The organism is Lysobacter sp. CC-YZS074, from assembly GCF_056739745.1.
Genome location: NZ_CP200301.1, coordinates 2383281 through 2400074, shown reverse-complemented (window position 1 = coordinate 2400074; position 16794 = coordinate 2383281). Strand labels below are relative to the sequence as shown.

The window sequence follows — 16794 nt, the reverse complement described above, 5'->3', positions numbered from 1 at the left end:
TCCGGGTGAAGGGGGACACTCGTGTCCATGAGGGGAGGGATCGGGTTTCTCGCGCTTGCCTGCCTGCTGGTCGCCACGCCCGTGGTCGCCGGCACCGTGTACCGCTGCGACAGTGCCGACGGCGGTCGCAGCTACGTCAGCAAGCGCATCCCCGGCGCGAAGTGCAGCGCCATCAGCAGTTATACCGCCAGCAAGTCGCCGCCGCCGGCGGCCAAGACGGCGCCGGGCGCGGCGGCGGTCGGCAGCGCCACCCCGGCGAGCCGCACCGAGGGTTCACCCGCGTCGGTCTCCGCCTCCATGACCAACGCCGCGCCGGTGCGTCCGGTCCAGTCCGGTTCGGCCGGATCGCGCTTGGTCCAGGGGCAGGTGTATTCCTACATCAAGGACGGCGTGCGCCATTACACCAGCGAGCGGCCCAAGGGCGCGGTCGCCCGGGCCAGTGCGGTACGCACCATCCAGTACAGCTTCCTGGAGACCTGCTACGCCTGCGCGGCCAAGCCGGGGGTGGATTTCGGCAATGTCCGTCTCAACACGACCGCCTACCGCGATGAAATCGCCGCGGCCGCGGCGAAGCACGGCGTCGACGAGGCGATCGTCCGCGCCATCATCCATGCCGAGTCGGCGTTCAATCCGACCGCCTTGTCGCGGGTAGGTGCGCAGGGTCTCATGCAGCTCATGCCGGCGACCGCGCGCCGCTTTGGCGTGGGCAACGCGTTCGACGCCGGGCAGAACATCCAGGGCGGGGTGGAATACCTCGCGTGGTTGCTGAAGCGGTTCGACGGCAACCTGACCCTCGCCGCCGCCGGCTACAACGCAGGCGAGGGCAATGTCGACAAGTACAACGGGGTTCCGCCCTTCAGCGAGACGCAGCGGTACGTCCAGCGCGTGGGCGTGCTGGCCGAGCGCTATCGCGCGGCGCAGTGACCTTCGCGTGCCGCGTCGCGAGCGGAATCGGGACAAGGTCACCGCGTAACCGGATTGTCGGGTCGTTAACCGTTCCGTTACACTTCCCCGTCTTTTGAGCCGCCAGCCGTCGCCAGTGGCGCGGGCTGTGCGGTGAACGTCGATTTCAAGATTTGCGGAGTGCCGGATGGCCAACCAAGGGATCCATGATCCTCGCAGCGAGCACGCGGGCGTGCCCGCTGGCGAGCCCGTCAACCACGGTCGCCGCAGGTTCCTGACCGCGACCACCGCCGTGGTCGGCGCCGTCGGTGCCGGTTTTGTGGCGGTGCCGTTCATCAAGTCGTGGAACCCCAGCGAGCGCGCAAAGCTTGCCGGTGCGCCGATCAGCGCCGACATCAGCACCCTCGACGTGGGCCAGCGCCTCGTCCTGGAATGGCGCGGCCAGCCGATCTGGATCGTGCGCCGCTCGCCGGAGATCCTGCAGGCGTTGCCGACCCTCGACGACCAGCTGCGCGACCCGATGTCGGAGAACCCCGAGCAGCAGCCGGCCTACGTGCTCGAGGGCGACGCCCACATGCGCTCGATCAAGCCGGAGGTCTCCGTGCTGGTCGGCCTGTGCACGCATCTGGGCTGCTCGCCGGAAATGAAGGCCGAGATCCGCCCCGAACCGTTCGACCCGAACTGGAAGGGCGGTTACTTCTGCCCGTGCCACAAGTCGCGCTTCGACATGGCCGGCCGGGTGTTTCAGGGCGTGCCCGCACCCACCAACCTGCTCGTGCCGCCGCACCACTACGAAAACGACACCACCATCGTCATCGGTGTCGATCCTCAGGGAGCTGCCTAAGCCATGGCGAAGATCATCCAACGCCTGTCGGTGGGCATGACCAACTGGGTCAACGCGCGCGCCCCCGGCCTCGCTCCGGTCTACAAGAAGCACATGACCGAGTACTACGCGCCGAAGAACTTCAACATCTGGTACATCTTCGGTGTGCTGTCGCTGGTGGCCCTGGTCAACCAGATCGTCACCGGTATCTTCCTGACGATGCACTTCAAGCCGAGTGCGGCGGAAGCCTTCGCGTCCGTCGAGTACATCATGCGTGACGTGGAGTGGGGCTGGCTGATCCGCTACATGCACTCCACCGGTGCCTCGCTGTTCTTCATCGTGATCTACCTGCACATGTTCCGCGGCCTGCTCTACGGCTCCTACAAGAAGCCGCGCGAGCTGGTGTGGATCCTCGGCATGCTGATCTACCTGGTGCTGATGGCCGAAGCCTTCATGGGCTACGTGCTGCCGTGGGGCCAGATGTCGTTCTGGGGCGCCAAGGTGATCATCTCGCTGTTCGGCGCGATCCCGGTCATCGGCAACGGCCTGACCGAGTGGATCATGGGTGACTACCTGCCCGGCGATGCCACCCTCAACCGCTTCTTCGCATTGCACGTGATCGCGATGCCACTGGTGCTGTTGCTGCTGGTCGTTCTGCATCTGGGCGCGCTGCACGAGGTCGGCTCGAACAACCCCGACGGCGTCGAGATCAAGAAGGGGCCGAAGGGCAACCGCTGGTCGCCAGTGGCACCGACCGACGGCATCCCGTTCCATCCGTACTACACGGTCAAGGACACGGTGTTCGTCGGGTTCTTCCTGCTGTTCGCCGCATTCATCATTTTCTTCGCCCCGGCATTCGGTGGCTGGTTCCTCGAGCACGACAACTTCGTCGAGGCCAACCGCCTGGTGACTCCGGAGCACATCAAGCCCGTCTGGTACTACACCCCGTATTACGCGATGTTGCGGGTCATCCCCGACAAGCTCGGCGGCGTGATGGTCATGTTCGGTGCGATCGCGATCCTGTTCGCGGTGCCGTGGCTGGACCGCAGCAAGGTCAACTCGGTTCGCTATCGCGGCTGGATCTCCAAGCTGATGCTCGCCGTGCTCGCGGTGTGCTTCGTCTGGCTCGGCAAGATCGGTGCCGGCCCGGGTACCGATCCGGTGGAAACGATCATCGGGCGTGTCCTGACCTTCCTTTATTTCGCCTTCTTCATCACGATGCCGCTGTGGACCAAGATCGACAAGACCAAGCCGGTGCCGGAACGGGTGACGATGCATGACTAAGTCCAAGCTTTTCCGCAACCGGATGTTCTCCCGCTTCGCCACCGTCGTGGCCGGACTGCTGGTTTCGGCTTCGGCCGTCGCCGCCACCGGTGGCGAGCTCGAGCACGCGGGCGTCGACCTCGGTGACCAGGCTTCGCTGCAGCGCGGCGCCCAGCTGTACATGAACTATTGCTCGGGCTGCCATTCGCTCAAGTACCTGCGTTACTCGCGGATCGCCGAGGACCTGGACCTGACCGAAGACCAGGTCATGGAGAACCTCAACTTCACCGGCGCCAAGTTCGGTGAACAGGTCCGCATCGCGATGCCGGAAGAGCACGCGACCGAGTGGTTCGGCAAGATGCCGCCGGATCTCAGCCTGATCGCGCGCGTGCGTGGCAGCGACTGGATCTACACCTATCTCAAGTCCTTCTACCTGGACGAGTCGTCGACGCTGGGCTGGAACAACAAGCTGTTCCCCAACGTTTCGATGCCGAACCCGCTGTGGGAGCTGCAGGGCCTGCAGCATGCGGAGTACGGCGATCCCGACCCGGCCACTGGCGAACGCGCCGTCACCGGGCTCAAGGTCACCCAAGCGGGGACCATGGACCCGCAGGCGTTCGACCAGGCGGTGCGCGACATCACTGCATTCCTCGAGTACGCCGGTGAACCGGCCGCCCTCAAGCGCCAGAGCATGGGCGTGTGGGTGATCCTGTTCCTCGCCGCGTTCACGTTCCTCGCCTGGCTGCTGAAGAAAGAGTACTGGCGCGACGTGCACTAGGCGTTCCCGCTGGAAAGGCCCGCACCCCGTCGTGCGGGTTTTTCCATGTCGGGCCGGGATGCCGGTCCGGCGGCGGGTGGACGCGACTCGAGGCCGTGACGACCGCCCGCGCTGGGTGGGCGGCGTCTTGCGACCGGCGGATTCCGGGCGCTGGAGAGGTCGATGATGGCGGCGAGTCCCCGTATGCGTAATGCCCTTACCCTGTTTTCCTCGAACGACTGCGTCCTGTGCCACCGCGTGCGGCTGGTGCTGGCTGCCAAGGGCGTTACCTACGACCTGATCCCGGTCGATCCGCAGAATCCGCCCGAAGACCTCGTCGACCTCAACCCCTACCACTCGGTGCCGACGCTGGTCGAGCGCGATCTGGTGCTGTACGCGGCCAGCGTGGTGAGCGAATACCTCGACGAGCGTTATCCGCACCCGCCGCTGATGCCGGTCGATCCGCTGTCGCGGGCCCGGCTCCGCCTCGCGATGCTCCGCCTCGAGCACGACTGGGTGCCGCAGGTACAGGCCATCCAGCTCGGCAACAAGGCCCAGGCCGACGCCGGCCGCAAGCGCCTGAAAGAGCTACTGACGGCCTCGGTCCCGTTGTTCAAGGCGTTCAAGTTCTTCCTCAACACCGAGATGAGCCTGGCCGACTGCGCCATGGCACCGATCATCTGGCGCCTGCCCGCCCTCGGGGTGCCGCTGCCGAAGGATGGCAAGGCGATCGAAGATTACGGCAACCGTATTTTCCGCAATCCGGGCTTTACCCGCAGCCTGACCGAACAGGAACGCCGCCTGCGCGACCTGCCGGCCTGAGCTCCGAGGCCGGCATGCCCGTGCGGGCGCCACCGGATGTGGCGTGATGAACGCGCGCCGGTCGTCCGAACGCGTCGCGTCCACGCGCGACTGCTCTAGACTGCACGCATGAATGAACATGCGCCAATGACCAGCCACCGCCCGTACCTGTTGCGGGCGCTTTACGAGTGGATCGCCGACAACGACATGACGCCGCACCTGCTGGTGGATGCCACCCGCGCCCATGTGCGGGTGCCGGCGCATGCGGTGAAGGACGGCAGGATCGTCCTGAACGTCGCGCAGCGGGCGGTGTCGGGCCTGCAGATGGACAATGAACTCATCAGTTTCAGCGCCCGCTTCGGCGGCGTCAGCCAGGCGGTGTCGGTGCCGGTCGGGGCCGTGCTGGCGATCTACGCGCGCGAGACGGGGCAGGGGATGGCATTGCCGGAAGACGCCACGGACGAAGCCGATGGCGGCACAGCCGCCGTATCGGATGATCGTCCGGCATTGAGTGCGGTGCCGGGCGAGAGCCGCCAGGAGACGAACACGACGGAAGGTGACGGCGACGGCGAGGGACCGGAGCCAGCGCCGGACGGATCCGGCGCTCGGCGCGGCGCGCACCTGCGCGTGGTCAAGTAAGGCTTCGCAGGCGACCTGCCGGCCCGCGGATACCGGAGGGCGGGAGGCGCGTCATCACTGCACGCGTCATTACTGCAATCGCGCCGGCGCCGGTGTGACCGGGCCGCTGAAGGACACCAGCCGGTCGCCTCGTAGCACCAGTCGCCCTGCATGGCGGTCCGCGCCGTTGCGGGAGTAGTCGAAGCGGAACGTACGTTCGAAGCCGAGCCAGCCGCTGTCCTGCCGGCACAGCCGCAGTCCGATCGCGTGGACGCTTTCGTCGAGCCACTGGACGCCGGCAGCCCGGCACGCATCGCGGCCCATGCGTTCTGCCTGCTCGGCCGCGGCACGGCCCGCGCTCCAGAACGCGAACACGCCCGCTGCGACGATCATCACGATCAACAAGGTTGGCATTGGCTTAATGTGGCGGCGCCCGATGTCGCGCGCAAGAGGCGCGGGATCGCTTTTCAGGGGGAAAGCATCCGACATGAAACTGGTCTTCCCGGGTGGCGAGCACCCGCAGGTCCTGCTCGGCCGTGGCATCAACCGGGTCGGCTCGGACCCCCGTGCGAACATCGTCCTCGACCGCCCCGGCGTCATGCCGCAGCACTGCCAGCTCCATGTCACCGAGCACGGCGTGATGCTGTCGGTGTCGAACGGGATGGCGGTCAGTGTCAACGGCCGGCCGGTCGACGGGCTGATCCGGCTGCGGCCGGGCGACAGCGTGTGCTTCGACCAGGTCCAGGCCCGGCTTGCGTCGCTCGAGCCGATCACGATGGCGGCGTCGGACGTGGCCGCCGGTTTTGCGCGGCCGGCCGCCAACGACGATCCCGGCGCCACCGCGGTGCGCCCGGTGCTGCCACGCTTCACGTTGCGCGTCCTGTCCGGCCGTGCGGCGGGACGCAGCTATCCCCTGGTCGGCCCGGTGACGGTGGGGCGTGCGGCGGAGTGCGACGTCCAGCTCTCCGACGACGGGATTTCGCGGCGCCACGCGCGCCTGGTTCCCGGCGCGGACGGTGTCCGGCTGGAAGACCTGGGTTCCTCCAATGGAAGCCTCGTCAACGGCAAACCGGTGTTGCGTGCGGTCGTTCGCGCCGGTGACGAGATCGGCTTCGATTCGGTCCGGTTCCGTCTCGTCGAAGCGGGAGCGGTGGAGCCGATCCATGTCCCTGCCACCGCCGGACGCCGCAACACGCAGGTGCCGGTCTGGGTGTGGTCCGCGGCCGGCGCGATCGGTCTGGTCGTACTGGTGGCGTTCGCCTTCCTGCCCTGAGTCGCAGGCGCGTCAGGCGGCGACCGGCGGCGGCCCGAGCTTGAGCGACAGGTCGATGGCGCGGACGTGCTTGGTCAGTCCGCCGATCGAAATGCAGTCCACCCCGTCTGCGGCAATGGCGCGCAGGCCGTCGAGATCGACCCCGCCGGACACCTCGAGCGGGACCGGCCTGGGGTGCGCGGCAGTGATCGCCACCGCCTCGCGGCGGGTGGGCGCGTCGAAATCGTCGATCAGGATCCGGTCGCATCCGGCGTCCAGCGCCTCGCGTAACTGCTCCAGCGTCTCGACTTCGACGATCAGGGGCAGTGCGGGCTGGGCGTCACGGGCGATGGCGATGGCCCCGGCGAGCGAACCGGCGGCGCGGACGTGGTTCTCCTTGAGCATGACGGCATCGAACAACCCCATCCGGTGGTTGTGCCCGCCGCCGACGCGAACGGCGTATTTCTGCGCCTGGCGCAGGCCGGGAATGGTCTTGCGCGTGTCGAGGATCCGCGCGCCGGTGCCCCGCACCGCGGCGACATGCAGCGCCGTGGCCGTAGCCGTGGCCGAAAGGGTCTGCATGAAATTGAGGGATGCTCGCTCGGCGCTCACCAGGGCCCGCGCGCGGCCCTGCAGTGTCGCCAGCACGGTTCCGGCAGCAACCCGTTCGCCTTCGCCGACCCGCCAGTCGATCCGCACGTCCGGGTCGAGCGCGCGATGGCAGGCGTCGAACCAGGGACGGCCGCAGACGATCGCGTCCTCCTTGCACAGCAGGTAGGCGCTGTCGTCGATGTCCGGCAGCAGTGCCGCGGTGACATCGCCGGTGCCGAGGTCCTCGGCCAGCGCCGCGGCCACGTCCGCCGCGACCGCCTCCAGCGGTGGAGCGAAGTCCGCGCTCATGCCGGCGGGAAACCGTCGACCTGCGCGGTGGCGAGCGCTTCCTCGGCCAGCAGCACGGGAATCCCGTCGTCGACCCGGTAAACCCGCTTGCGGTCCCGCGTCACCAGCGCCTCGCGCAGCGGCCCGGACTGGGGCGAGCCGTCGCCGCGGACGACGCCGCCAGCCGCGATGGCCTGGTTGATGGCCTGCAGGTCGCGGTTGTCGACCAGCGCGAGCGGTTGGCGGGTGCTGGGGCAGACGAGCAGGTCGAGCAGCTTGCGATCCACGGGAACTCCTTGGTCGATCGCCGGTGCGGCCGTCCGGATCCCGTGCGGACCGGCGGTGAAGCACCGGCGGAAGGTCGGTAGAATACCGTTTTGCCGCAGGGCCGAAACATGACAGACACCGCGCAGGCGCCGCTCGTCGGCATCGTGATGGGCTCCCGCTCCGATTGGGAAACGATGCAGCACGCCGCCGCACGCCTCGAAGCGCTCGGCGTGCCGCACGAGGTCCGCGTGGTTTCCGCGCACCGCACGCCGGACGTGTTGTTCGATTACGCGGCAAGCGCGGCCGGGCGCGGATTGCGCGCCATCATCGCCGGCGCGGGCGGCGCCGCGCACCTGCCGGGGATGCTGGCGGCGAAGACGGCGGTGCCGGTACTCGGCGTGCCGGTGCAATCGAAGGCGCTGAACGGCATGGATTCGCTGCTCTCGATCGTGCAGATGCCGGCCGGCATCCCGGTGGCGACATTCGCGATCGGCAACGCCGGGGCGGCCAATGCCGCGCTGTTCGCGGCGGCGATGCTCGCCGGCAGCGAGCCGGGGATCGGCGAGGCACTGGCGCAGTTCCGCCAGCGGCAGACCGATGACGTCGCCTCCAACGACGACCCCCGCCGATGACCACGGTCGGCATTCTCGGCGGCGGCCAGCTGGCCCGCATGCTCGCGCTGGCGGGTGCGCCGCTCGGCCTCCGGTTCCTGGTCATGGATACCTCCGCGGACGCGTGCGCCGGCCAGTTCGCGCCGATGGTCGTGGGCAACTACACCGACGAGGCGGCGCTTGCGGAGTTCGCTTCGCGGGTGGACGTGGCGACGTTCGATTTCGAGAACGTCCCGTCGGACTCGGCCGAGTGGCTGGCCGGCCGCGCCGATGTTTTCCCGAATCCGCGCGCATTGGGTATCGCCCAGGACCGGCTCGCCGAGAAGAACCTGTTCAGGGAGCTCGGCATCCCGGTGCCGGAGTTCGCCGCCATCGACACCCGTGAGACACTCGGCGACGCGGTCTCGCGCATCGGCACGCCTTGCATCCTCAAAACCCGGCGCCTGGGCTACGACGGCAAGGGTCAGTTCCGGATCAGGACGCCGGACGATGTCGATGCGGCATGGCAGGCGCTGGGCGAACAGGCCGCCAGGGTCGGGTTGATCCTGGAGGGCTTCGTGGCCTTCGAGCGCGAACTGTCGGTGGTCGCGGTGCGCGGCCGCGACGGCGAGTTCCGCGCATGGCCGCTCACCGAGAACTGGCACGTCGACGGCGTGCTTTCGGCGAGTCTGGCACCGGCGGCGGTGGAGGACGCCCTTGCGGCCACCGCTTTCGAATACGCCAGGTCGCTCGGCGAAGCGCTGGACTACGTCGGGGTGTTCGCTCTCGAACTGTTCTGCCGCGATGGCGAACTGCTCGCCAACGAACTAGCCCCGCGCGTGCACAACTCGGGGCACTGGACGCTCGAGGGCGCCGAGACCAGCCAGTTCCAGAACCACCTGCGCGCGGTGCTCGGCATGCCGTTGGGGTCGACCCGCACGGTGGGCCACGCCTGCATGCTCAACTGGATAGGCACGATGCCTGATCCGGCCGCCGTCCTGGCCGAAGCCGGTGGGCATTGGCACGACTACGGCAAGAGCGCCCGGGAAGGTCGCAAGGTCGGCCATGCCACCCTGCGGGCCGATTCGCCCGATGAGCTGGCCACCGCCCTGGAAGGGGTGGCGGCCGGGCTGGCACGACACGCCCAGGTGGCTCCCGTCGTGACCCGCCTGCGCGAACGGGGCTGACGTCCGGCCCCAATGAAAACGGCCGGGTCGCCCCGGCCGTCGGCATCACGGGTCAGCGGTGGGCGCTCACTTCATGTTCGAAGCGACGAACTCCCAGTTGACCGTGTTCCAGAACGCCTCGACGAACTTCGGCCGCGCGTTGCGGTAGTCGATGTAGTAGGCGTGCTCCCACACGTCGCAGGTCAGCAGCGGAGTGTCTTCGCCGGTCAGCGGGGTGTTGGCGTTGGACGTGCTCACCAGCGCCAGCGCGCCATCCGGGCGCTGCACCAACCAGGCCCAGCCGGAACCGAAGGTCTTGATGGCGGTCTCGCTGAACTGCGCCTTGAACGTGGCGAAGTCGCCGAACGCCGTGCTGATCGCCTCGGCGAGCGGGCCGGTCGGCTCGCCGCCGCCGTTGGGCGACATGCAGTTCCAGAAGAAGGTGTGGTTCCACACCTGGGCGGCGTTGTTGAACATCGCGCCCTGCGACTTGCGGATGATGTCCACCAGCGGCATGTCGGCGAACTCGGTGCCCTCGATCATCTTGTTGAGGTTGTCGACGTACGCCTTGTGGTGCTTGCCATGGTGGTAATCGAGCGTCTCGGCGGAAATGTGCGGCTCGAGGGCGGCGCGATCGTAGGGCAGGGGAGGCAGTTCGATGGCCATGTGGCGGGCTCCTTGGGTGAGAGGGCTGGCTGGGGGAACGCCGGAGTGCGACCGCGTGGTCGCGTCGGCGGCACTTCGAAGGATTACAATTCACATTCTATCCCCACGTCCCGTCGGCGGGCCGCTTCCGGCCGGGACGGGTCATCCCAGGAGTGAAGCAATGTCCGTGCTTGAGCGGATCCAGGCCGAGGTCGAAGGCCATCCGATCGTGTTGTTCATGAAAGGCACCGCGCAGTTCCCGATGTGCGGCTTTTCCAGCCGTGCCGTGCAGGCCCTGCAGGGAGCCGGCGCCACCGCGCTGCACACCGTGAACGTGCTGGAGGACCCGGAGATCCGCGCCAATCTGCCGCGCTATTCCAACTGGCCGACGTTCCCGCAGTTGTTCATCCACGGCGAGCTGATCGGCGGCTGCGACATCACGATGGAATTGTTCGAGTCGGGCGAGCTGGCCCGCATGATCAGCGAAACCCAGAGCCAGTGAGCGCACCGCAGGAGACCGGCGCGACCGCGTCGCTCGACGGTCGGGTGGTACTCGTCACCGGCGCCACGGGCGGGCTCGGCAGTGCCGCGGCCAAGGCGTGTGCGCGTGCGGGCGCTACCGTGGTGCTGCTCGGCCGCGCGCTGGCCCGGCTGAACCGGGTGTATGACGCGGTCGCCGCCGAAGGTCCCGAGCCGCTGCTGTACCCGCTGGACCTCGAAGGGGCCGGTCCGGACGATTACCTCGAGCTGGCCCGCCGCGTCGGCGACGAACTGGGCCGGCTCGACGGTGTGCTGCACTGCGCCGCCGAATTCCGGGGCCTGACCCCGCTGCTGCAGACCGACCCGGCCGCGTTCGCCCGCGCGATCCACGTCAACCTGACGGCGCCGTGGTGGCTGAGCCAGGCGTGCCTGCCGCTGCTGGCGCGGGCCGAGGACGCGGCGCTGGTGTTCGCCGTCGATGACCTGGCCCGGGTCGGCAAGGCCAACTGGGGCGGCTACGGGGTGGCGAACCACGGCCTGGCGGCACTCGTCGCCATGCTGCACGCCGAGCTGGCGCATACGACCGTCCGCGTTGCCGGCCTGCAACCCGGTCCCATGCGTACCCCGCTCCGCGCGCGGGCCTATGTCGACGAGCACGACCGCGCCGCTCGCGATCCGCAGGCCTATGCACAGGCCTGCGTGACGCTCCTGTCGCCGGAGGGCGCGGCTCACCGGGGCAACGTCTGGTCGCCGTCGCCGTGACCGCACCGGCCCCATCCTGACCGGAGTTCCCCCATGACCGTCGCGTCCGCAGCGCTGCTGCTGTTCCTCATCCTCGACCCGCTCGGCAACATCCCGGTGTTCCTGAGCCTGCTGCGGACCCTGCCGCCGCAGCGCCAGCGGATCGTGCTTGCACGCGAACTGCTGATCGCGCTGGCAGTGCTGATGCTGTTCCTGTGGGCCGGCAAGTACTTCCTGGAGGTGATGCACCTGCGCCAGGAATCGGTATCGATCGCCGGCGGCATCGTCCTGTTCCTGATCGGTATCCGGATGATCTTCCCGCCGCCGGAAGGCCTGATGGGCGAGTTGCCCGACGGCGAGCCCTTCATCGTGCCCATGGCCATTCCGCTGGTCGCCGGCCCGTCCGGTATGGCGGCAGTGATGCTGATGGGCAGCAACGAGCCGGGGCGACTGGGCGAGTGGAGTCTGGCGCTGATGATCGCCTGGGGTGCGACCGCGGCCATCCTGTTCTCGGCAACGGTCCTCTACAAGTGGCTGGGCCGGCGTGCGCTGACCGCGGTCGAGCGACTGATGGGCATGTTGCTGGTGGCGATTTCGGTACAGATGTTCCTGGACGGCCTGGGAACCTACCTGCAGCTGACGCCGCCCGCCTGACCGGGTGTCATTCCAATGTCATACGATCCGGGCAAGGCCCTCCCGAGCCTCCTTGTTGAAGCGTTCGGACGACGTCCGCAGTCATGAAACTGTCAAGCGCCCGCAGTAGTATCGCGGCGTGTTAAACTCGCGTTAACCGGCGTTCGCGCCGGTTTGTCGTGTCCGATCCGCCCGCGTGATCGTTCCGTGATCCCGGGCCCGTGCAAATTTCCAGTCCCGAGGCCATCGCAAATGTCCCACTCCAGCCGCGTCCGCATGTCCAAGCTCACGCTGGGCCTGCTCGCCGTCCTTGCCGCCGCTCCCGCTTTCGCCCAGAGCACATCCGCCGGTGTCGGTGGCCAGGTCTTCGGTGCTGACGGTCAGCCCGTAGTGGGCGCAGACGTCACCATCGTCCATACCGAGTCGGGCACCGTCAGCCGCGTGACGACCGATGCCAGCGGCCGGTACACCGCGCGGGGTCTACGCGTAGGCGGCCCGTACTCCATCACCATCAACAAGGCGGGCGCAGGTACGACGTCCCAAGAGGACGTCTACCTCCCGCTGAACCAGGTGGCGACGGTCAACGCGCAACTCAACGACGACGTGACGACGCTGGAGTCGGTCCAGGCCGTCGCCGTGGCCGGCTCGGAGATCTTCAGTGCCGAGAAGATGGGCACCGGCACCAACGTCAGCCAGGAGCAGATCGACGCACTGCCTTCGGCCAGCCGCAACATCCAGGACTACATCCGTCTGGATCCGCGCATCTCGCAGATCAGCAAGTCCGACGGCGCGATCTCCGCCGGCGGCCAGAATTCCCGCTTCAACGTGATCCGCATTGACGGCGTCAGCAGCAGCGACCCGTTCGGCCTCGAATCCAACAACATGCCGACCGAGCGCCAGCCGGTGTCGATGGACGCGATCGAGGAGATCAACATCGATCTGGCCAACTACGACACCACCATTTCCGGTGGTACCGGTGCGGTGGTCAACGCGGTCACCAAGTCGGGTACCAACGAGTTCCACGGCACCGCCTACTACAACCTGCGCGACGGCGACTGGGTTCGCGAGGACCTGCAGGGCGAAGAGTTCAACGGCTTCGACGAGGAGGAGACCTACGGCTTCACCCTCGGCGGCCCGATCATGAAGGACAAGCTGTTCTTCTTCGCCAACTACGAGCAGTTCACCCGCGCCGCTCCGGGCACCAGCCTGGCGGGTACCCCGTACGGCCGTGGCGAGATCACCGATGGCGACATCGCGCGCGTGCAGGCGGCCGCGCAGGGCTACGGCTTTGATGCCGGCGGCTTGATCCCGCCGGCGAGCAGCGAGACCGATATCGAGGAATACGCCCTCAAGCTGGACTGGAACATCAACGAGAACCATCGCGCTGCGCTGCGTTACAGCAAGCTCGAGCAGGTGGTTCCGAAGCTGCCGGGCATCGGCAACTCCAGCATCGCGCTGAGCAGCTACTGGTATGACCAGAACAAGACCTTCGAGAGCCTGGTCGGTGAGGTCTTCAGCAACTGGACTGACGATTTCTCCACCGAGTTCAAGGTTTCGCGCCGTGACTACACGTCGGAAGCGGCGACCAACGGCAGCCTGCCCAGCATCTCCATCGACGTGGGCGAGCAGTCGATCAATCTCGGCACCGAGCGCAACCGTCACGCCAACCTGGTCGAGACCGAGCAGTTGAACCTGTTCGGCGCCGCCACCTGGTACGTCGGCGACCATGCGTTCAAGTTCGGCTTCGACCACGAGGACAACGACATCCTCAACTTCTACGGCCGCGACATCAACGGCGCTTACGAGTTCGACAGCATCGACGACTTCGAGGCCGGCACCCCGTCGCGCTACCAGGTCCGCGCACCGCGTCCGGGCGGCAGCTATGCAGACATCCCGGCGGCCTACAACTTCAAGAACACCGGTGTCTTCATCCAGGACGACTGGGCCGTCAACTACAACCTGAGCTTGATGTTCGGCGTCCGCGTCGACATGCCCGAGTTCGGCGACAGCCCGATCTACAACGCCCGCGTCGAGGAGATCTACGGCCTCGACAACACCGTGACCGCGGACAAGGAACTGGTGCAGCCGCGCTTCGGCTTCAACTACACCTTCGACACCGAGCGCCCCACCCAACTGCGTGGCGGCGTCGGTCTGTTCCAGGGTGGCAACCCGAACGTGTGGCTGGCGGGTCCGTTCCAGAACACCGGCCTGAACTTCGACTCCTACGACTTCCGTGGCGACGATGCCCCGGCCTTCGATCCGACCGTGCCGCCCACCATCGTGGGTGACGCAGGCACGCCGCTGATCACCGCCGACATCATGGAGCCGGGTCTGGCGCTGCCGTCGATCTGGAAGGCCAATCTGGCCATCGACCACGAGTTGCCCTGGTATGGTGTCGTTGCGTCCGCCGAACTGCTGCTGACCAAGAACAAGGACGCGCTGTGGTTCGATCGCGTCGATGTCGGCAGCCCGACCTATTACGGCCAGGATGGCCGCGCCATCTACTGGAATGACGAGGGGCTGGACCCGGCCAGCGCGGGTCGCTTCGGCATCGACGCCGGCCTCAACGGCGCGCGTGACCGGGCGAACAAGAATCCGGCCGTCAATCAGGCCATCGTCATCCGCAACACCAACAAGGGTTCGGCCCGCCAGCTGACCGTCGCGCTGTCCAAGCCGATGGTCGAGAACTGGGGCTGGACGCTGGGCTACACCTACACCGACGCGACCGAGTTCAGCCCGGCTACCAGCTCGCAGAACTCGTCGAACTGGGGCAACACGATGGTGTTCAACACCAACGAGCCGGTCGGCTACAACTCGCGCTACGCCATCCGTGACCGATTCACCGGCGTGCTGACTTGGCAGAAGGATCTGTTCGGTGACAACACCACCAGCTTCGGCCTGTTCTATGAAGGCCGTTCGGGTCGTCCTTACAGCTACATCTATTACAACGACATCAACGGCGACAGCGCGGAGACCAACGACCTGTTCTATGTGCCGGCGGGTCCGGGTGACGTGATGTGGACCGGTGGTGCCGAGATGGAGCAGGCATTTTTCGAGTGGATGGAGGCCAACGCGCCGGAGCTTCAGGCCTACCGTGGCCAGGTCGCTCCTGCGAACGAGTTCCGCGCCGGGTGGACCAATACGTTCGACGTCCGCGTCAGCCAAGAAATCCCGGCGTTCTTCGCGGGACACAAGGCCGAGATCGCGCTGGACATCATGAACGTCGGCAACTTGCTCAACGAGGACTGGGGTCTGATCGAGGACTACGGGTTCTACTCGACCCGCCGCGTCGCCAACTACGCCGGCATCGATCCCGCCACTGGCAAGTACATCTACAACTTCAGTGGCTCGACCGACAATGCAGAGATCCAGGAGACCAATGGCGACGGTATCAACACCGGTGTTTCCCGCTGGTCGGCGATGCTGAGCTTCAAGTACAAGTTCTGATCCATCCGGAACGACGCACCACGAAAACGGCCGGGGCAACCCCGGCCGTTTTCTTTTGCCGGCCGCGCCACTAGAGTCGTCCGGATAACAACGACAAGACGAGTCATCGAATGAACCCACCTGCCAACGCCACCCTGCCCACCTGCAATGCGCACATCCACCCGCGCGGCGGCCTGGACATCCTCTCGCGCGCCGAAGTCGCCAAGCTGGCCGACGCATCCGCCGGCGGCATGCACGACCTGCTCCGTCGCTGCGCGCTGGCGGTGCTGACCAGCGGCAGCCAGTCCGACGATCCGCGAGCGGCGCAGGAGCTGTATCCCGACTTCGACATCCAGGTGCACCAGCAGGACCGCGGCGTGCGCATCGATCTCCACCATGCCCCGGCGATGGCGTTCGTCGACGGTGAGATCATCCAGGGCGTGGCCGAGCTGCTGGCGGCGGTCGTGCGCGACCTGGCCTACCGCGCGATCGAGCTGGGGGAAGAGGGCGGTCGTGACCTCGACAGCAGCGGCGGCATCACCGATGCCGTGTTCGGGCTGTTGCGCAACGCGCGCGCGCTGCATCCCGCCGATCCCAACCTGGTGGTCTGCTGGGGCGGCCATTCGATCAACCGCGAGGAATACATGTACACCAAGGAGGTCGGCTACCAGCTCGGCCTGCGCGAACTCGACATCTGCACCGGCTGCGGCCCGGGCGCGATGAAGGGGCCGATGAAGGGCGCGACCATCGCCCATGCCAAGCAGCGCCGGCGCGCCGGTCGCTATATCGGCGTCACCGAGCCGGGCATCATCGCGGCCGAGTCACCGAACCCGATCGTCAACCACCTGGTGATCATGCCGGACATCGAAAAGCGCCTGGAGGCGTTCGTCCGCATCGGCCACGGCATCGTGGTGTTCCCCGGCGGCGTCGGCACGGCGGAGGAGATCCTGTACCTGCTCGGCATCCTGCTGCGCGAGGAGAACGCCGGCGTGCCGTTCCCGCTGATCCTGACCGGCCCGACCGCTTCGGCACCGTACTTCGAGCAGATCGACCGCTTCATCCGGCTGACCCTGGGCGACGCCGCCACCGAGCGCTACGAGATCATCACCGGCGACCCCGCCACCGTGGCCAAGCGAATGGCCGCGGGCGTCCGCAAGGTCCGCGAGTACCGCATCGCCCAGCGTGATTCGTTCTTCTTCAACTGGTCGATCAACATCCCGCTGGAGTTCCAGGTGCCGTTCATCCCGAGCCACGAGGCGATGGCCGGGCTGGACCTGCACCACGGCCGCAAGCCGTTCGAACTGGCCGCCGACCTGCGCCGCGCGTTCTCCGGCATCGTGGCCGGCAACGTCAAGGAAGAGGGCATGCGCCGGATCGAGGAGCGCGGCCCGTTCCTGATCCACGGCGACACCGACATGATGCAGTCGCTCGACGCGCTGCTGCGCGCGTTTGTCGAGCAGCGTCGGATGAAGATCGCCGGTGACTACAAGCCCTGCTATCGCGTGGTGGCGTAGTCGCTTCCAGCGGCGGAGCTGACCTGCAATTTGCGT

General features: G+C 67.2%; 18 protein-coding genes. 14 read left to right on the top strand and 4 right to left on the bottom strand.

Annotated features, from left to right (window positions below):
* The first annotated feature begins 27 nt into the window (after positions 1 to 27).
* From U8331_RS10845 to U8331_RS10820, 6 genes are all read left to right on the top strand, one after another.
* On the top strand, positions 28 to 924 hold the full coding sequence (locus tag U8331_RS10845; RefSeq protein ID WP_481131043.1) for a lytic transglycosylase domain-containing protein: 897 nt from the start codon (positions 28 to 30) through the stop codon (positions 922 to 924).
* A gap of 166 nt (positions 925 to 1090) precedes the next feature.
* On the top strand, positions 1091 to 1747 hold the full coding sequence (petA, locus tag U8331_RS10840) for a ubiquinol-cytochrome c reductase iron-sulfur subunit (protein WP_481131042.1): 657 nt from the start codon (positions 1091 to 1093) through the stop codon (positions 1745 to 1747).
* 3 nt (positions 1748 to 1750) lie between these two features.
* Entirely contained in the window at positions 1751 to 3010 is a 1260-nt protein-coding gene (locus U8331_RS10835) for a cytochrome b (RefSeq protein WP_481131041.1), read from the top strand.
* Between the two features lie 22 nt (positions 3011 to 3032).
* Positions 3033 to 3767, top strand: coding sequence for a cytochrome c1 (locus U8331_RS10830; RefSeq protein ID WP_481132960.1), 735 nt, complete (start codon positions 3033 to 3035; stop codon positions 3765 to 3767).
* A gap of 165 nt (positions 3768 to 3932) precedes the next feature.
* Positions 3933 to 4568, top strand: coding sequence for a glutathione S-transferase N-terminal domain-containing protein (locus tag U8331_RS10825; protein WP_036209291.1), 636 nt, complete (start codon positions 3933 to 3935; stop codon positions 4566 to 4568).
* A gap of 108 nt (positions 4569 to 4676) precedes the next feature.
* A complete protein-coding gene (locus tag U8331_RS10820) occupies positions 4677 to 5186 on the top strand; it encodes a ClpXP protease specificity-enhancing factor (protein ID WP_481131040.1) in 510 nt (169 codons plus the stop codon).
* 69 nt (positions 5187 to 5255) lie between these two features.
* Here U8331_RS10820 and U8331_RS10815 read toward each other — a convergent pair whose 3' ends face one another.
* Complete coding sequence (locus U8331_RS10815; protein WP_481131039.1) at positions 5256 to 5579, bottom strand: DUF3301 domain-containing protein; 324 nt, start codon at positions 5577 to 5579, stop codon at positions 5256 to 5258.
* Between U8331_RS10815 and U8331_RS10810 the strand changes: the two genes are divergently transcribed.
* Positions 5488 to 6438 carry an FHA domain-containing protein gene (locus U8331_RS10810; RefSeq protein WP_481131038.1) on the top strand — a complete coding sequence of 317 codons (951 nt, stop codon included), beginning with the start codon at positions 5488 to 5490 and terminating at the stop codon, positions 6436 to 6438. The genes U8331_RS10815 and U8331_RS10810 overlap by 92 nt on opposite strands.
* Before the next feature lie 12 nt (positions 6439 to 6450).
* On the opposite strand, the gene nadC is transcribed toward U8331_RS10810, so the two are convergent.
* The gene (nadC, locus tag U8331_RS10805; RefSeq protein ID WP_481131037.1) at positions 6451 to 7317 is read right to left on the bottom strand and encodes a carboxylating nicotinate-nucleotide diphosphorylase; all 867 of its coding nucleotides are present in this window, start codon (positions 7315 to 7317) and stop codon (positions 6451 to 6453) included.
* Positions 7314 to 7583 (bottom strand): Trm112 family protein, encoded by a 270-nt coding sequence (locus U8331_RS10800; protein ID WP_481131036.1) that lies wholly within the window; start codon positions 7581 to 7583, stop codon positions 7314 to 7316. Before U8331_RS10800 ends, nadC begins: the two co-directional genes overlap by 4 nt.
* 108 nt (positions 7584 to 7691) lie before the next feature.
* On the opposite strand from U8331_RS10800, the gene purE reads away from it, so the two are divergent.
* Positions 7692 to 8195: a 5-(carboxyamino)imidazole ribonucleotide mutase gene (purE, locus tag U8331_RS10795; protein WP_481131035.1), complete on the top strand. Its 504-nt coding sequence runs from the start codon at positions 7692 to 7694 to the stop codon at positions 8193 to 8195.
* Complete coding sequence (locus U8331_RS10790; RefSeq protein WP_481131034.1) at positions 8192 to 9340, top strand: 5-(carboxyamino)imidazole ribonucleotide synthase; 1149 nt, start codon at positions 8192 to 8194, stop codon at positions 9338 to 9340. Before purE ends, U8331_RS10790 begins: the two co-directional genes overlap by 4 nt.
* Before the next feature lie 66 nt (positions 9341 to 9406).
* On the opposite strand, the gene U8331_RS10785 is transcribed toward U8331_RS10790, so the two are convergent.
* Positions 9407 to 9985 carry a superoxide dismutase gene (locus U8331_RS10785; protein WP_481131033.1) on the bottom strand — a complete coding sequence of 193 codons (579 nt, stop codon included), beginning with the start codon at positions 9983 to 9985 and terminating at the stop codon, positions 9407 to 9409.
* Positions 9986 to 10145: 160 nt separating this feature from the next.
* On the opposite strand from U8331_RS10785, the gene grxD reads away from it, so the two are divergent.
* The 5 genes from grxD to ppnN all read left to right on the top strand — a co-directional run bounded on the left by grxD (position 10146) and on the right by ppnN (position 16758).
* Positions 10146 to 10466: a Grx4 family monothiol glutaredoxin gene (gene grxD / locus U8331_RS10780; protein ID WP_481131032.1), complete on the top strand. Its 321-nt coding sequence runs from the start codon at positions 10146 to 10148 to the stop codon at positions 10464 to 10466.
* Positions 10463 to 11206 carry an SDR family NAD(P)-dependent oxidoreductase gene (locus tag U8331_RS10775; protein ID WP_481131031.1) on the top strand — a complete coding sequence of 248 codons (744 nt, stop codon included), beginning with the start codon at positions 10463 to 10465 and terminating at the stop codon, positions 11204 to 11206. Before grxD ends, U8331_RS10775 begins: the two co-directional genes overlap by 4 nt.
* Before the next feature lie 33 nt (positions 11207 to 11239).
* Positions 11240 to 11839, top strand: coding sequence for a YhgN family NAAT transporter (locus U8331_RS10770; protein WP_481131030.1), 600 nt, complete (start codon positions 11240 to 11242; stop codon positions 11837 to 11839).
* A 255-nt stretch (positions 11840 to 12094) separates the two neighbouring features.
* The gene (locus U8331_RS10765; protein ID WP_481131029.1) at positions 12095 to 15265 is read left to right on the top strand and encodes a TonB-dependent receptor; all 3171 of its coding nucleotides are present in this window, start codon (positions 12095 to 12097) and stop codon (positions 15263 to 15265) included.
* Positions 15266 to 15375: 110 nt separating this feature from the next.
* A complete protein-coding gene (gene ppnN / locus U8331_RS10760; RefSeq protein WP_481131028.1) occupies positions 15376 to 16758 on the top strand; it encodes a nucleotide 5'-monophosphate nucleosidase PpnN in 1383 nt (460 codons plus the stop codon).
* Positions 16759 to 16794: the final 36 nt, after the last annotated feature.

Coding starts and splice junctions, on each gene's coding strand:
- U8331_RS10810 (WP_481131038.1), top strand. CDS start 5,488: ATGCGTTCTGCCTGCTCGGCCGCGGCACGGCCCGCGCTCCAGAACGCG.
- U8331_RS10815 (WP_481131039.1), bottom strand. CDS start 5,579: ATGCCAACCTTGTTGATCGTGATGATCGTCGCAGCGGGCGTGTTCGCG.
- U8331_RS10830 (WP_481132960.1), top strand. CDS start 3,033: ATGTTCTCCCGCTTCGCCACCGTCGTGGCCGGACTGCTGGTTTCGGCT.
- grxD (WP_481131032.1), top strand. CDS start 10,146: ATGTCCGTGCTTGAGCGGATCCAGGCCGAGGTCGAAGGCCATCCGATC.
- U8331_RS10825 (WP_036209291.1), top strand. CDS start 3,933: ATGGCGGCGAGTCCCCGTATGCGTAATGCCCTTACCCTGTTTTCCTCG.
- U8331_RS10820 (WP_481131040.1), top strand. CDS start 4,677: ATGAATGAACATGCGCCAATGACCAGCCACCGCCCGTACCTGTTGCGG.
- petA (WP_481131042.1), top strand. CDS start 1,091: ATGGCCAACCAAGGGATCCATGATCCTCGCAGCGAGCACGCGGGCGTG.
- U8331_RS10770 (WP_481131030.1), top strand. CDS start 11,240: ATGACCGTCGCGTCCGCAGCGCTGCTGCTGTTCCTCATCCTCGACCCG.
- purE (WP_481131035.1), top strand. CDS start 7,692: ATGACAGACACCGCGCAGGCGCCGCTCGTCGGCATCGTGATGGGCTCC.
- U8331_RS10845 (WP_481131043.1), top strand. CDS start 28: ATGAGGGGAGGGATCGGGTTTCTCGCGCTTGCCTGCCTGCTGGTCGCC.
- ppnN (WP_481131028.1), top strand. CDS start 15,376: ATGAACCCACCTGCCAACGCCACCCTGCCCACCTGCAATGCGCACATC.
- U8331_RS10790 (WP_481131034.1), top strand. CDS start 8,192: ATGACCACGGTCGGCATTCTCGGCGGCGGCCAGCTGGCCCGCATGCTC.
- U8331_RS10835 (WP_481131041.1), top strand. CDS start 1,751: ATGGCGAAGATCATCCAACGCCTGTCGGTGGGCATGACCAACTGGGTC.
- U8331_RS10785 (WP_481131033.1), bottom strand. CDS start 9,985: ATGGCCATCGAACTGCCTCCCCTGCCCTACGATCGCGCCGCCCTCGAG.
- U8331_RS10765 (WP_481131029.1), top strand. CDS start 12,095: ATGTCCAAGCTCACGCTGGGCCTGCTCGCCGTCCTTGCCGCCGCTCCC.
- nadC (WP_481131037.1), bottom strand. CDS start 7,317: ATGAGCGCGGACTTCGCTCCACCGCTGGAGGCGGTCGCGGCGGACGTG.